Source organism: Rhizobium aethiopicum (assembly GCF_900094625.1).
GTDB lineage: Bacteria > Pseudomonadota > Alphaproteobacteria > Rhizobiales > Rhizobiaceae > Rhizobium > Rhizobium aethiopicum.
Genome location: NZ_FMAJ01000002.1, coordinates 366,559 through 381,132, shown reverse-complemented (window position 1 = coordinate 381,132; position 14,574 = coordinate 366,559). Strand labels below are relative to the sequence as shown.

11 protein-coding genes and 1 pseudogene are annotated in these 14,574 nt (G+C 61.9%); 1 reads left to right on the top strand and 11 read right to left on the bottom strand.

Annotated elements, in window-relative coordinates:
* Window positions 1-186: 186 nt before the first annotated feature.
* Entirely contained in the window at window positions 187-678 is a 492-nt protein-coding gene (locus GA0061105_RS06155) for a CreA family protein (protein WP_092749061.1), read from the bottom strand.
* Between the two features lie 77 nt (window positions 679-755).
* Complete coding sequence (locus GA0061105_RS06150) at window positions 756-1,346, bottom strand: 3'-5' exonuclease (RefSeq protein ID WP_092748758.1); 591 nt, start codon at window positions 1,344-1,346, stop codon at window positions 756-758.
* Window positions 1,347-1,615: 269 nt separating this feature from the next.
* Here GA0061105_RS06150 and GA0061105_RS06145 point away from each other — a divergent pair, with 269 nt between their 5' ends.
* Complete coding sequence (locus GA0061105_RS06145; RefSeq protein WP_092748756.1) at window positions 1,616-2,152, top strand: GNAT family N-acetyltransferase; 537 nt, start codon at window positions 1,616-1,618, stop codon at window positions 2,150-2,152.
* A gap of 29 nt (window positions 2,153-2,181) precedes the next feature.
* On the opposite strand, the gene ligA is transcribed toward GA0061105_RS06145, so the two are convergent.
* The 9 genes and pseudogenes from ligA to GA0061105_RS06100 all read right to left on the bottom strand — a co-directional run bounded on the left by ligA (window position 2,182) and on the right by GA0061105_RS06100 (window position 14,338).
* On the bottom strand, window positions 2,182-4,338 hold the full coding sequence (ligA, locus tag GA0061105_RS06140) for an NAD-dependent DNA ligase LigA (RefSeq protein ID WP_092748754.1): 2,157 nt from the start codon (window positions 4,336-4,338) through the stop codon (window positions 2,182-2,184).
* A 407-nt stretch (window positions 4,339-4,745) separates the two neighbouring features.
* Window positions 4,746-5,274 (bottom strand): annotated as a pseudogene (locus tag GA0061105_RS06135) (DUF6886 family protein).
* Between the two features lie 67 nt (window positions 5,275-5,341).
* Window positions 5,342-7,015, bottom strand: a complete 1,674-nt coding sequence (gene recN, locus GA0061105_RS06130; protein WP_064694683.1) for a DNA repair protein RecN — start codon at window positions 7,013-7,015, stop codon at window positions 5,342-5,344.
* Between the two features lie 5 nt (window positions 7,016-7,020).
* Window positions 7,021-7,890 (bottom strand): outer membrane protein assembly factor BamD, encoded by an 870-nt coding sequence (locus GA0061105_RS06125; RefSeq protein ID WP_208601626.1) that lies wholly within the window; start codon window positions 7,888-7,890, stop codon window positions 7,021-7,023.
* Window positions 7,891-8,158: 268 nt separating this feature from the next.
* A complete protein-coding gene (lpxC, locus tag GA0061105_RS06120) occupies window positions 8,159-9,115 on the bottom strand; it encodes a UDP-3-O-acyl-N-acetylglucosamine deacetylase (RefSeq protein WP_092748752.1) in 957 nt (318 codons plus the stop codon).
* A gap of 261 nt (window positions 9,116-9,376) precedes the next feature.
* On the bottom strand, window positions 9,377-11,107 hold the full coding sequence (ftsZ, locus tag GA0061105_RS06115) for a cell division protein FtsZ (RefSeq protein WP_092748750.1): 1,731 nt from the start codon (window positions 11,105-11,107) through the stop codon (window positions 9,377-9,379).
* Window positions 11,108-11,163: 56 nt separating this feature from the next.
* Window positions 11,164-12,495, bottom strand: coding sequence for a cell division protein FtsA (gene ftsA, locus GA0061105_RS06110; protein WP_092748748.1), 1,332 nt, complete (start codon window positions 12,493-12,495; stop codon window positions 11,164-11,166).
* Window positions 12,492-13,424, bottom strand: a complete 933-nt coding sequence (locus GA0061105_RS06105) for a cell division protein FtsQ/DivIB (protein WP_064694687.1) — start codon at window positions 13,422-13,424, stop codon at window positions 12,492-12,494. The genes ftsA and GA0061105_RS06105 overlap by 4 nt, the downstream gene beginning before the upstream one ends.
* Window positions 13,412-14,338: a D-alanine--D-alanine ligase gene (locus GA0061105_RS06100; protein ID WP_092748746.1), complete on the bottom strand. Its 927-nt coding sequence runs from the start codon at window positions 14,336-14,338 to the stop codon at window positions 13,412-13,414. Before GA0061105_RS06100 ends, GA0061105_RS06105 begins: the two co-directional genes overlap by 13 nt.
* Window positions 14,339-14,574: the final 236 nt, after the last annotated feature.

Sequence of the window (14,574 nt, the reverse complement as noted above, 5' to 3'; positions counted from 1 at the left end):
GCGGCATGGTCTCCGATCTATAAAAACCCCTCCCCAACCCCTCCCCACAAGGGGGAGGGACTAACCCGTGGCTCTACCTCGCTTCTCCCCAAACATCGAAGAACTAGAAAGCCTGTGCGGCAGTTTAAGCCCCTCCCCCTTGTGGGGAGGGGTTTGGGGCGGGGTCTTTGATCGAAGCGCAGAAGCCTACGGCTTCCCATTCTTCCAGGCCACATTCTGCCCATAAAGCGGAATAGTCGAGATCGACATCTTCGCCGAACCATCGGTCAACTCGCGCGAATGGGCGAGATAGATCAGCGTGTCGTTGGTCTTGTCGTAGATCCGATTGACGACCAGGGTCTTCCAGATAAGCGACATGCCCTGTCGGAACACCTCGCTGCCATCCTTGGACAGGTCGATGTTGCCGATCTCGATCGGCCCCGTCTGCCGGCAGGCGATGGAATTGTTGGAGGGATCTTCGAACCAGTTGCCGTTCTTGAAGCGATCGATCAGGCTGCGATCGAAATAGGTGACGTGGCAGGTGACGCCTTTCACCTCAGGATCGGAGACAGCCTCGACCATGATGTCATTGCCGATCCAGTCGACTCCAACCTTGCCGACGACTTCGGCCGAGGCGGTGCCTGCGGAAATAGCGGCGAAGGAAAACGCGGCGAGAAAAAATTTGCTGAGCTTGGACATGGCGGCTCCCTGGATGATCCGCATTCTAGATAAGCATGCACCCAGGCTTTGCAAGAATCGCCGTTGCGGGAGAAGGTTCAGACCTTCCGGCAGGTACAGGGCGCATAGCCCTTCGCACTCAGTCGCCCCGGCGTCATGCCGATCAGCGCCGGGATCGCTTCCACGGCTTTCGCCTTCACCGCCTTCGCCATCTCGATCGCCGCTGCCGCGCAGACCGCCGCGTCCTCGGCGGCATTGTGGTGCATGAAGCGCAGGCCGAGATGCTCGGCGATCAGGTTCAGCCGGTGCGAGAGGAAATGCGGCCAGATCCGCTGCGCCATCTTCAGGCTGCAGAGATAGGTTAGTTCGGGATAGGATTGCCTGTAGAGATCGAGGCTCGCCCGCCATACGCTGAAATCGAAGGCGGCATTGTGAGCGATCATCGTCGCGCCCCTGATATCATCGTGGAACTCGTCCATAACCTCGGGAAATTCCGGCGCATCCTCGACATGCTCCGGCCGAATGCCATGGATCGCGATATTCATTCCGGAAAAACGCATCTGCTTCGGTCGGATCAAGCGTTCCTCGACCCGCGTCACCTGCCCGTCCTCGATCCACGCAAGCCCGACCGAACAGGCGCTGCCGCGCTGCTCATTGGCTGTCTCGAAATCGATAGCGATGGTCTTCAACGGCAATATCCGAATCGTCTTCCCTACTGGAATAATCATAGCCGCAGGCGAAGGCAAATTGCGGCCTGTTGACATCTGCACGCGGATGGGGAAACTTCCGCGCATGATCAACTCTGTGACATCAACCATGCATCATATCGCCACGACCCTTCCGGGGTACGCGGGAGCGATGGTGCGTCACTAGCCGTTCGATCATCCCGAGAACCCTGCCGAGGCGAGCAGGGTTTCGAAAAGCCGGCTCTCCTCCCTAAACCCAAGGAGAGCATCCCATGTTTGAAAACCAACAGAATAAACCTGGCGACCGAGCGCGCCTGCCGGACGGTGTCGCCGTGCGGGCGGTACGTCTTTCCGATGCCGAGGAGATCACCGATCTCATCAATTTGCCGGGCTATCGCGCCGGCACGTTGCGGCCGCCGTACCAGAGGGTCGAAGAGGTCCGAAAGAACATGGAAAATCCCTCGCCGGGCGCGCTCAATCTCGTCGTCACCCTGGACGGCAAGATCGTCGGCAATGGCGGCCTCAACCGCCTTGGCGGCCGCCGACAGCACGTCGCCAGCATCGGCATGGGCGTGCACGACGATTTCACCGGCCGCGGGTTCGGCCGCATTCTGCTTGGCGCCATGGTCGACGCCGCCGACGACTGGCTCGACATCAAGCGGCTGGAGTTGACCGTCTATACGGACAATGAGGCCGCGGTCGCCCTCTACGAGAAATTCGGTTTCGAAAAGGAAGGGCTTCTGCGCTCATTCGCCTACCGGGCAGGCGAGTATGTCGACGCTTATACGATGGCGCGGCTGAGAGGCTGAAACGGAAAGGCTGGCTCCACGTCGGTCTTTCACCCGCCGATCAACGCCAGCCACTCGTCCTCGTCCATCGTCTGGACGCCAAGTTCGCGGGCCTTGTCGAGCTTGGAGCCGGCGCCGGGGCCGGCGACGACGATGTCTGTTTTCTTCGACACCGATCCCGCCACCTTGGCGCCGAGGCTTTCGGCCCTCGCCTTCGCCTCGTCTCGGGTGAACTTTTCGAGCGAGCCGGTGAAGACCACGGTCTTGCCGGCCACCGAGCTGCCTGTAGTCACCGGCTGTTCGGCCTCCGCGGGCGTGACCTCCTCGAGCAGGCGGCCGATCACCTCGACATTGCGCGGCTCCTTGTAGAACTCGACCATGGCGCGCGCCACGACCTCGCCGATGCCCTCGATGGCGTTCAGGTCGTTCCAGGCATCGCCGGAAAGCGGTGCGGACTCCTTCATCGCGGTCGCAAAGGCCTCATAGGTGCCGTAGGAACGTGCCAGGAGCTTCGCCGTGGTCTCGCCGACATGGCGAATGCCGAGCGCATAGATGAAGCGGTGGAGCGCAATGCTGCGCCGTTCGTTGATCGCCGCATAGAGCTTGCCGACGCTGACCTTGCCGAAGCCGTCGATATTCTCCAGCTTGGTGAGCGAGGATTGCTGCCGCTTCTCCAGCGTGAAAATCTCGGGCGCGGTTCGGATCTGCAGCGACAGGTCCTCGTTTTCGAAGAAGTAGTCGATCTGCTTCGAGCCGAGCCCTTCGATATCGAAGGCGTTGCGCGACACGAAGTGCTTCAGATGCTCCGTTGCCTGCGCCCGGCAGATAAAGCCGCCGGTGCAGCGGCGCACGGAATCCATCTTGCCGGTCTTCTCGTTCACTTCGCGCACGGCATGCGAACCGCATACCGGGCACGTCTTCGGGAATTCATAGGGCTTCGCCTCCGCCAGCCGCTTCTCCATCACCACGTCGAGGATCTGCGGAATGACGTCGCCGGCTCGCTGGACGATGACGGTATCGCCCTCGCGTATATCGTGTTCCTCCGGCCGGATGCGTTCGCCGCTATTGCCGATGCCCTTGATGTAATCCTCATTGTGCAGCGTGGCGTTGGTCACGACGACGCCGCCGACCGTGATCGGCTTCAGCCGCGCCACCGGCGTCAAGGCGCCGGTACGGCCGACTTGGATCTCGATCTTCTCGACCTCGGTAAAGGCCTGCTCGGCCGGGAATTTATGCGCCGTCGCCCAGCGCGGCGAACGCGAGCGGAAGCCGAGGCGCTGCTGCAGTTCCAGGCTATCGACCTTGTAGACGACGCCGTCGATATCGTAATCGAGATCCGGACGCTCGAGGCCGATCTCATCGTAATGAGCTAAGATGTCGGCGACGGAATTCAGCCGCTTCATCAGCGGATTGACCGGAAAGCCCCAGTCCTTGAAGGTCTGGACCATGCCGAATTGAGTATCGGCCGGCATTTCCGACATCTCGCCCCAGGCATAGGCGAAAAATTTCAGCTTGCGGCTCGCGGTCACCTTGGCGTCGAGCTGGCGCAGCGATCCGGCCGCCGTATTGCGCGGATTGACATAGGTCTGCTTGCCCTCCGCTTCCATCTGCCGGTTCAGCGCCAGGAAGTCGCTCTTGGCCATATAGACCTCGCCACGTATCTCGACGACCGCGGGAACGCCCTTCGGCAGCTGGCTCGGAATTTCGGCGATCGTCCGGATATTGGCGGTGACGTTCTCCCCCGTCGTGCCGTCACCGCGCGTGGCAGCCGTCGTCAGCCTGCCGTTCTCGTAGCGGATCGACATCGACAGGCCGTCGATCTTCGGCTCGGCGGTAAAGGCGATCGACTGGTCCGGCAGCCGGCCGAGGAAGCGATAGACGCTGGCGACGAAATCCTGCACGTCCTCCTGCGAGAACGTGTTGTCGAGCGACAGCATCGGCCGCGCATGGACGACAGGCGAGAAAGTGACGGAAGGCGCGGCACCGACGCGCCGCGACGGGCTGTCCTCACGGATCAGCTCGGGAAATCGCGCTTCCAGCGCATCGTTGCGGCGCTTCAGCGCGTCGTAATCCGCATCCGAGATCTCCGGCTGGTCCCTGCCATGATAGAGCGCATCATGATGGGCGATCTCCTTCGCCAGCCGCTCGAGTTCGGCGGCAGCCTCTTCGATCGTCAACGTGTCGGCGGCGGAATCTTCGATGGACATGCAACATCACTCCAGAGAATCTGGCCAGAAATCTGCATTGTTTTTAGAGCAAAATTACCGGATGAAAAGGGTGCCTGCATATATGTCGAGATCACTCTCTTCCAGTCCTCAGCAGCACGGATGCCTCCAGCATATAGGCCAATCGCTACCCGTCCGCCCTCATTCCTGTCCTCGGGCTTGACCCGAGGATGACGCAGCAATCCAGCCACCGCGCGTCTGCGCGGAGAATGACTTATACGACATTGAACAGAGTCTCTCGCGCCCAAGGACTTGGTCGCACTGGATTCCTGTGACGAGCACAGCAATGAGGGAGAGTGAGGTAGCGTCCGCGCCAATTCTAGGGTCCGGACGGCGTTGGCACATCGGAGCATCGCCCAAATCCATGGCATTGGATCGCCCTCCGCGCCCTACTCCCAATCCCTCGCATTGCGCAGCCGGATGCCGCTGACATGCAGGCTGGTGTCCCACAGGCGCTTCAGCGGTCGCAAGCTGTCGACCACCCGAAGCTCCACCCTGCGCAGCGCAAACTCCCGATCGAGCCGTGAGACGGCAATCCGCTCCATCGGAATGACGCATCCGCGGCACACCCACATGCCCGCATCGCCGAGATCCTCAAAATCCTCAGCCGGCATCTCATAACGATGGATCGTCTCCGCTTCGAGCCGTTCCAGCCAATGACGCTCGATGAAGGCCACAGGCCCGCCAATCGCTCAGCCAGCGCCGCCGCTCTGGCTCCGACGTCTCTGCTGTCGCCCACAGCAGGATGCGCGGGCAGTCGCGTGGAAAGAGATACATGAAGTCGTGATCGCCATCGATCGCCCAGACGAGCGGACCGTTCAGCCATTCCCTGCCGGGCGGGCGGATGGAGGGTATTCGGACAGGGCGCGGTTCGAACACGGTGATATCGGGATCATCGCTAAAATGGAAAATCCGCATGGCAATGGGCCACCGCTGTCGGGTATGATTCACATAGCGAGAAGGGCAACGCTGCCGGTTCTCACGATCAGCCGTTACCCGCCAGAAGCCGCTTCGCCGCCGCCCTCGCCTCTTCCGTCACCGAGGCGCCGGCCAGCATGCGGGCGATCTCTTCGGTGCGATCCTTCTGCGCCATCGCCGCGACGCGCGTGGCGATCTTTTCTGAACCCTCGGCCGCTGGCCCTTTGGAGATCAGCAGGTGCGTCGCCGCCCTTGCCGCCACCTGCGGCGCATGCGTGACCGAGAGCACCTGCACCCGCTCAGACAGCCGCTTCAGCCGCTGGCCGATCGCATCGGCCACCGCGCCGCCGACGCCGGTGTCGATTTCGTCGAAGACGAGCGTCGGCGCCGACCCGCGGTCGGCGAGCGCCACCTTCAGCGCCAGCAGGAAACGCGACAGTTCACCGCCGGAGGCGACCTTCATGATCGAGCCGGGGCGCGTACCAGGATTGGTCTGGACATGAAACTCGACGATATCGATGCCTTCGGCCAAGGTCTCCTGCGCATCCGTGGTGATCTCCACCATGAAACGCGCGCGTTCGAGCTTCAGCGCCGGCAGCTCCGCCATCACGGCGGCAGCCAGCGCTTTGCCGGCTTGATGACGCTTTTCGGAAAGCGAGCGCGCCGCCGAATCGTAATTCTCTCGCGCCAAGCCGACCTCCGCTTCCAGACGCGCAAGCCGCTCCTCGCCCGCGTCGAGATCGGCGAGATCGGCGATCATGCGCACCGCCAGCGCCGGCAACTCGGTGACGGGCACGGAATATTTGCGCGACGCGGCTCTCAGCGCGAAGAGCCGCTCCTCCACCCGCTCCAGCTCCCTCGGATCATATTCGGTCTTGCGCAGCGCTGCCTCGACTTCCATCTGCGCATTGGAAAGCTGGTCGAGCGCGGCATCGAGCAGCGTCACGGTCTCTTCGAGCAGCCCCGGCGCTTCATGGCTCTTGCGCTCCAGTCGGCGCACTAGCGAGGCGATATGCGGCACCGGCGAGGCATTGCCGTTCAGAAATTCGGAGGCTTCGGCAATGTCGCCGGCGATTCGCTCCGCCTTCATCATCCTCTGCCTGCTTTCGGCGAGTTCGTCCTCCTCGCCGTCCTGTGGCGAGAGTTTTTCCAGCTCATCGACGGAGGAACGCAGATAGTCGGCCTCACGCGCGGCACTTTCCACCTTCTCGCGGTGCTTTTTCAGCGTCCGCTCGCTGTCGCGCCACAAACGATACAGCCGAGAGACATCTGAAACTTCATCGGTAAGCCCGGCGAAGGCGTCGAGCAGGTTGCGGTGGGCATTAGTGTCGACAAGCGCGCGATCGTCGTGCTGGCCGTGGATCTCGACCAGCAACTGGCCGGCCTGTCGCATCAGCTGCACACTGACAGGCTGGTCGTTGACATAGGCTTTGGTGCGCCCATCGGCTGATTGCTGGCGGCGGAAGATCAGGTCGCCCTCGTCGTCGATGCCGTTTTCACGCAGGAGCGTACGGGCTCCATGGTCCATACCGACGTCGAACACAGCCGTCACCTGGCCCTTGTCCTCGCCATGGCGCACCAGGCCGCCGTCGCCGCGCCCGCCGAGCGCCAGTGACAGACTGTCGAGCAGGATGGATTTGCCCGCCCCGGTCTCGCCCGTCAGCACGGAAAGGCCGGTCTCGAAGGCAAGATCCAGCCGCTCGATCAGGACGATATCGCGGATCGAAAGCTGGATCAGCATCGGACTTAGGAACCGAGCAGGAGTTTCTTGCCTGCCGCAGCGATCCACGAGCCTTTGTTTTCACGCGGCTCGGCGCCGCCTGTCTGCAGCAGCTTGTAGGAATCGGCGTACCACTGGCTGTCCGGATAGTTGTGACCGAGAACGGCTGCCGCGGTCTGCGCCTCGTCGACGATGCCCATCGCGTAATAAGCCTCGACGAGACGGGCCAGCGCCTCTTCGATCTGGTTCGTGTTCGGATATTTCTCGACGACGATGCGGAAGCGCGAGATCGCGGCGAGGTATTCCTTCCGCTCCATATAATAGCGGCCGATCTGCATCTCCTTGCCGGCGAGCTGGTCGCGCGCGAAACGGATCTTCGCCTGCGCGTCGTCGACATATTCGGAGTTCGGATAGTTGTCGATCACGGCCTGCATCGCCTCGATCGTCTTGGCCGAGGCGCGCTGATCTTGGGTGACGTCGACGATCTGTTTGGAATAGGTGAGGCCGATGAGATACTGCACATAGGCGGCATCCTGGGATTTCGGATATTGCGACATGTAGCGGTTGCCCGAAGCAAGCGCATCATCGAGCTTGCCTTGGCGGTATTTGACAAAGGTGCTCATCACAAGCGCCTTGCGCGCCCATTCGGAGAACGGGTTCTCGCGATCGATCGCATCGAACTTGCGCGCCGCTTCCGCCATATTGCCGGCCTTCATATTGGCCAGGCCCTGGGTGTAGAGCACGTCAGGCGGATCGGTTTCGAGGCCGAGTTTGGTGATGTCGATGTCGGGATCCGACTGGCAGCCGGAGATCGAGGCGCCTGCGCTGAGCACCAGAAGCGATGCGAACAAAGCGCGCGCTGTCTTCATCATACCTTCAGATCCTGCATAACCCATTCAAAAGAACCCCACTGCCGCCGCTCGCTCTACGGCAGCCACGCCTCGCTGGCGTTTCTAGCCATAAATGTGCATCAAGAGCAACGCAATGGTAAGGCATTAACGCATTTTTGTGGCGGCCGCCGCCGGATTGGCCTGCTTTTTCATCTTCTTGCCCACCTGTTGCAGCCGCGCATCTGCGAGAAATGCCTATTGTCGCCGGTGCGATCGGGCATAAAAAAACCGCCTCCGGGAAAGAGGCGGCCTGGTCTTGAGAATATGCTGGAGGTCATGCCGACCAGGGAGCGAATTCCGAAGCGCTGACGGCGATCAGTTCACGAGCGGCGACGCGCTGGCGTGGCGTCGAGGTCTCGACCACCTCGTAAGCAGAGGGATCGGCGAGCAGCGCCTTCAAAGCATTGGCATTCATCTTGTGGCCGCCACGATAGGACCGGTAGCAGCCGATGAACTGGACGCCGGCGAGCGACAGGTCGCCGACCGCATCGAGCGTCTTGTGGCGGACGAACTCGTCCTTGGCGTAACGCAGGCCTTCTACGTTGATGACGGTATTGTCGTCCGAGATGACGACGGAATTTTCGAGCGAGGAACCGAGCGCATGACCCGATGCCCAGAGGCGCTCGACATCGCGCATGAAGCCGAAGGTGCGGGCGCGGGAAAGTTCCGACTTGAAGACGGCGGCGCTCATATCGCCCGCCCACTTCTGCCGGCCGATCAGCGGGCAGTCGAAATCGATCTCCACTTCGAAGCGCATGCCATCATAGGGACGGAATTCGCTCCAGGAGCCGCCATGCTCGATTCGCACCGGCTTGGTGATGCGGATATAGCGGCGCTTGACGCCGAGGGAGACGAGACCGGCCTGCTCGATTGCTTCGACGAAGGGCAGCGAGCTGCCGTCCATGATCGGCATTTCGGCGCCCTGCACCTCGATCACGACATTGTCAAGGCCGAGCGCATAGATGGCGGCCATGACATGTTCGATCGTCGCAACAGAATGTGTCGGCGAGAAGCCGAGCACGGTGCAGAGGTCTGTATTGCCGACCTGCGAGGAGACAGCCTTCAGTTCGGTGATATCGCCATTGTCATGCAGGCGCTGGAAAACGACCCCGGTGTCCGCTTCGGCCGGGTTCAGGGTGATCGAGACATTCGTGCCCGAATGAACGCCGATACCCGAAAGCGTCACAGGACGCGAAACCGTCGTTTGAAAACCCAGCAAGCCAATTGCCATAAAATCTGCCTTTATTTTTCCGCTCCAGCGGTTGGTGCCACGGCGCGGTTATCTTTCATTCTGCAGAAGGAGCCTCGTCCAGAGGACTCCTACGGCAGTTTCGTTGCACCATACTTACGTGCGCCGGCGCTCCAATCCAAATCACTGTTTCTTTCGTTTTGTTACGAAGTCACACGATTGATATCGCTCAGAAATTCCGGGCTGAAAAACGCATATGCCCGGGACCTGAATCCCGGGCATGAATGGTGTCGAACCGAAGCCTCAGTTCGACTGGCGGCGCAGGAATGCCGGGATTTCCAGCTGGTCGTCTTCCTGCATCATGCGGGCCTGCGGAACCGCACGACCCTGATCGTCGAGGTTGCCCCGGCGAGGCGCATAGAGGCTTGCCTCCGGCGACAGCGGACGGCGCTGCTGCGAAGCGGCAGGCGGTACGGAGGTCATGTCGGCGGCAACGGCGTCGTCATCGCGGCGGCCAAGCGAATTGGTGATTCGCTTGAGCAGGCCCATCGGACCGCGCTCTTCCTGCTGATGCGCCGAAGCTGGCTGCGTGCGGTGATCGAGCTCGGCCTGAACGACCGGCGGGAAATCCTCGACCTTCGGCATGCGCATCGGTTCGGGCGCCTGTCGGATGATCGGCTCCTGCCGGACCGGCTGCTGCTGGATGGGCTGCTGCTGGACGGGCTGGCTCATCACCGGCTGGCTCATCACCGGCGCCGGAGCCTGCTGCTGCACCTGAGGACGCATGGCCGGAACTTCCGGTGCAGACGCGAAGATCTTGCTCTGCGGCCGGAAGACTTCCTGCTGCGCAGCAGGCTGCTGGAGCGGGGCGGCGGCACGCGGGGCCGGAATTTCGAGCTCACGTTCCATCTCGGCTTCCCTGATGGTCTGCGCGATCGGATCGATGGCCTTCGGTGCCTGCATCACCGGGGCAGGCTGAACTGCGGCCGCTGCCGGAGCAACAGCCGCGGAGGAACGGATAGCGGGCTTGGCGGCCGGCTGGAAGTTGCGCTCGGCGGCTTCGCTGATCGCCCGGTCGATGCCGGTCGCCACGACCGAGACGCGGATGATGCCTTCAAGCGATTCGTCGAAAGTGGCGCCGAGGATGATGTTGGCGTCCGGATCGACTTCTTCGCGGATGCGAGTCGCAGCTTCGTCGACTTCGAAGAGGGTGAGGTCGCGACCACCGGTAATGGAGATCAGCAGGCCCTGAGCGCCCTTCATCGAGGTTTCGTCGAGCAGCGGGTTGGCGATTGCCGCTTCGGCTGCCTGCAATGCGCGGCCGGAGCCGGAGGCTTCGCCGGTGCCCATCATCGCGCGGCCCATCTCACGCATCACCGAGCGGACGTCAGCGAAGTCGAGGTTGATGAGGCCTTCCTTCACCATCAGGTCGGTGATGCAGGCGACGCCCGAATAGAGAACCTGGTCGGCCATGGCGAACGCGTCGGCGAAGGTTGTCTTGTCGTTGGCAATGCGGAAGAGGTTCTGGTTCGGAATGACGATCAGCGTGTCGACAGACTTCTGCAGTTCCTGGATGCCCATCTCGGCCAGACGCATACGACGGCCGCCTTCGAAATGGAACGGCTTGGTGACGACACCGACCGTCAGGATGCCTTTGTTGCGGGCAGCCTGCGCGACCACCGGAGCAGCACCCGTGCCGGTGCCGCCGCCCATGCCGGCGGTAACGAAGCACATATGCGTGCCGTTCAGGTGATCGATGATTTCGTCGATGCACTCTTCGGCGGCCGCGCGGCCGACTTCCGGCTGCGAGCCGGCGCCGAGGCCTTCAGTGACGTTGGCGCCGAGCTGGATGATGCGCTCGGCCTTCGTCATCGTCAGCGCCTGCGCATCCGTGTTGGCAACGACGAAGTCGACGCCCTGGAGACCTGCGGTGATCATGTTGTTGACGGCATTGCCGCCGCCGCCTCCGACGCCGAACACGGTGATGCGCGGCTTCAGCTCGGTGATGTCAGGCTTTTGCAGCTTGATGGTCATGGTACCTGTTCCTTCTCTCTCTGGCCGCATCGCCACGCCGGCCAATTACTCAAATTTCAGAAGCTTTCCTTCAGCCACTGGCCCATGCGGGCTATGCGGCTGTTATTTCCCCCAAGCGACATGAGCAGACCGCTCTGTGACGCATGTGTTTCCATGTCCGCGACCTGCGGGTAGATCATTAGGCCGACAGCCGTCGAAAAGGCCGGGCCCTTGGCCGCCGTCGGCAACCCCGAAACGCCCATCGGGCGGCCGATGCGGACGTTGCGGGCAAGAATGCGCCGCGCCACCTCGGCAAGGCCGGTCAATTGGCTCGCTCCGCCGGTCAGCACCACACGTTTGCCGACGATGGGGCTGAAGCCGGAGCGCTGGATACGGTCACGGATGAGCTCCATCGTCTCTTCGATTCGCGCCGAGACGATGCGCGAAACCAGCGCCCGCGGCACCTGCGACGGCTGGTCGCGTTCGTCCTCGCCGATCGGCGGGATCGAAATCAGCTCGCGCTCGTCGGAGGAGTTCGAAAGCGCGGAGGCATGCACGACCTTCAGCCGCTCCGCATCCTCGATACGGGTCGAAAGGCCACGCGCGAGGTCGGTGGTGACATGATGGCCGCCGAGGCCGACCGCATCGGTATGAACGAGCTTGCCCTCGGCGAAGACCGAGATCGTCGTCGTGCCGCCGCCCATGTCGATCGCCGCGCAACCAAGCTCGACCTCGTCGTCGACGAGAGCGGCAAGACCGGATGCATAGGGCGTCGCGACGATGCCTTCGACGGACAAATGCGCGCGATTGACGCTGAGCTCGAGGTTTTTCAGCGCCGAGCGCTCTGCCGTGACGACATGCATGTCGACGCCGAGCGCGTCGCCGTACATCGCCAGCGGATCCCGGATACCGCGCTCACCGTCGAGCGAGAAGCCGGTTGCCAGCGAATGCAGCACCGAGCGGTCCTGGCGCAGCGACTGCTGGCAGGCGGCCGACAGCACCTTCTTCAGATCGTTGAGCTCGACTTCCTGGCCGCCGAGATCGATCGTCGCGGTATAGATATCGCTGCCGAGGCGGCCGGCCGTCAAGTTGACGATCAGGCTTTCGACGGTCAGCCCGGCCATGCGCTCAGCCGCATCGACGGCGAGACGGATAACACCTTCCAGCGCGTCGAGATCGGCGATGACGCCGGTCTTGATGCCACGGGAGCGCTGATGGCCGATGCCGATGATCTCGATATTGTGTGTGCGGCCCGGCAGGATCTGGCTTTCCTCGCGCGGCGTCAGCCGACCGATCATGCAGACGACCTTGGTCGAGCCGATGTCGAGCACCGAAACGATATGCGACCGCTTCGATGAGAGCGGCTTCAGGCGCGGCAGTCCGAAATGGGATGAACCGAACAAGCTCATATATTCTGCCCCGTCTTCTTCAATTCCTTCGTACGCTCCGTTACCGCCGCCTGCCGGCGGACCGCCGCTTCCGGCGTCAGCTGGATCGCGGTTCGGTCAGGCAGTCTCAGATCGACCGCGGCGATATCCCGCTCCAGGAGCTGGTGCGCCTTATCGAACTTCGAAAGCGTCGCCAGCGCCTGGTCGATGCCGTCTTCCGGCAACTTGACGATGACGCCGTTATCCATATGCAGATCCCAGCGACGGCCCGATATCCAGACATAGGCCCTCACCCGGGCCTTCACGTCGGGCCACTTCGAAAAGGCATCATCGAGCGAAGCTGCCGCGGTTTCGGCGTCGCGGCCGACGACGAGCGGCAGCGACGAAAACTTGTTGTCCCGCAACGGCGCGATGACGCTGCCGTTCTTCTCGATCAGGGAGAGCTCCTGCCCGTGCTGCCAGATCGCATAGGCCTGGCGTTCCTTGAGCTTCACCTCGATCGTCTTCGGATAGATCTTGCGGACCTCTACACTCTCGACCCACGGAAGATGCGCGATCTTGCGGCGAGCGGCATCGACGTCGAGCGCGACCAGTGAGGTCGTGCCGTCGAGGCCGATCAGCTGCAGGATCTCGATCTCGGAGGTCTCCGAATTGCCGGAGACCTTCACGTCCTCGATCGCGAAGCCCGCTGCCGTCGTCGTCGCCTGAGCGACGATCTCCGTGTGACCGCCGAGCGACATGCCGTAGAGGCCGGTCGCAGCCAGGAAGGCAAGCGCCGAGACCGTACCGGTATGGGCCGGAATATAGATCCGGCCGCTGCCGAGACTGATCAGGAAGCGCGTGACGCGGCGCAGCGGACGCGGCAGCACGAAACGCTCTTCGGCTTCCACAATCGGAAGTGCGACATGATGGCTGGGGCGCCCTATCTTCTTGACAGTCAACGCAAACAAGACGCGTCCTCCACCATCCACCGGAGAAACTCACCAAAGGAATAGCCGGCATGACCGGCCATTTCGGGCACGAGCGAGGTTGGAGTCATGCCGGGCTGGGTATTGACCTCCAGCCAGATGATTTCGCCGTCTTCGGAGAAACGATCGTCGTAACGAAAGTCGGACCGACTGACGCCGCGGCAACCGATTGCCTGATGCGCCCTTAGGGCCAATGTTTGTATTTTTTGGTAAATATTCGGTGAAATTTTCGCCGGGATGACGTGTTTTGAACCGCCCGCGGCATACTTGGAATCGTAATCATAAAAATTGTGTCCCTGCGGCACCACTTCCGTGACGCCGAGCGCAACATCGCCCATGACGCCGCAGGTGAGCTCGCGGCCAAAAACATAGCGCTCGACCAGCACCTCCTCGCCGTAACGCCACTCCGGCGAGCTGACGACCTGCGGGGGATGCGCCTGATCTTCCGTGACGATGACGACGCCGAAGCTCGACCCCTCACGCACCGGCTTCACCACATAAGGCGGGTTCATAGGATGCACAGAGGGAAAGGCGAAGCGGTTGATTACCTGCGAATCGGCAACCGGAATGCCGGCTGCGGCGGCGACACGCTTCGCCTTGTCCTTGTCCATTGCCAGAGCCGAGGCAAGCACGCCCGAATGGGTATAGGGGATCTCGAGATATTCCAGGATGCCCTGAATGGTGCCGTCCTCGCCGAACGGCCCATGAAGCGCGTTGAAGACGACATCAGGCTTCAATGCGGCAAGCTTCTCCGAGACATCGCGGCCGACATCAATCGTGGTCACCTTGAAGCCTTCGGCTTCGAGGGCTTCTGCGCAAGCCTTTCCCGAAGAAAGGCTGACAGGCCTTTCCGAGGAAAATCCGCCCATCAGGACAGCGACATGCTTGCGACTCATCAACACCCCCAAAAATAACTTCCATTTTTGAAAACCGACGCTTGCGCGAAGCTGTCTGCGCCGTTCCAGGCCTTTGTCCGACCTCGCATGCATTAGAGCATCATTATGGTTAATGAAGTGTTTACTTTCGTTAACTCCTGGCCAGGAACTTCGCAGCCTTTTAACTTTTGCTCATCTTGCGACCATTCCCTAGCCGTCCGGCAAAGCACCTGAGCGGAGGCAAAAAATCTTATCCG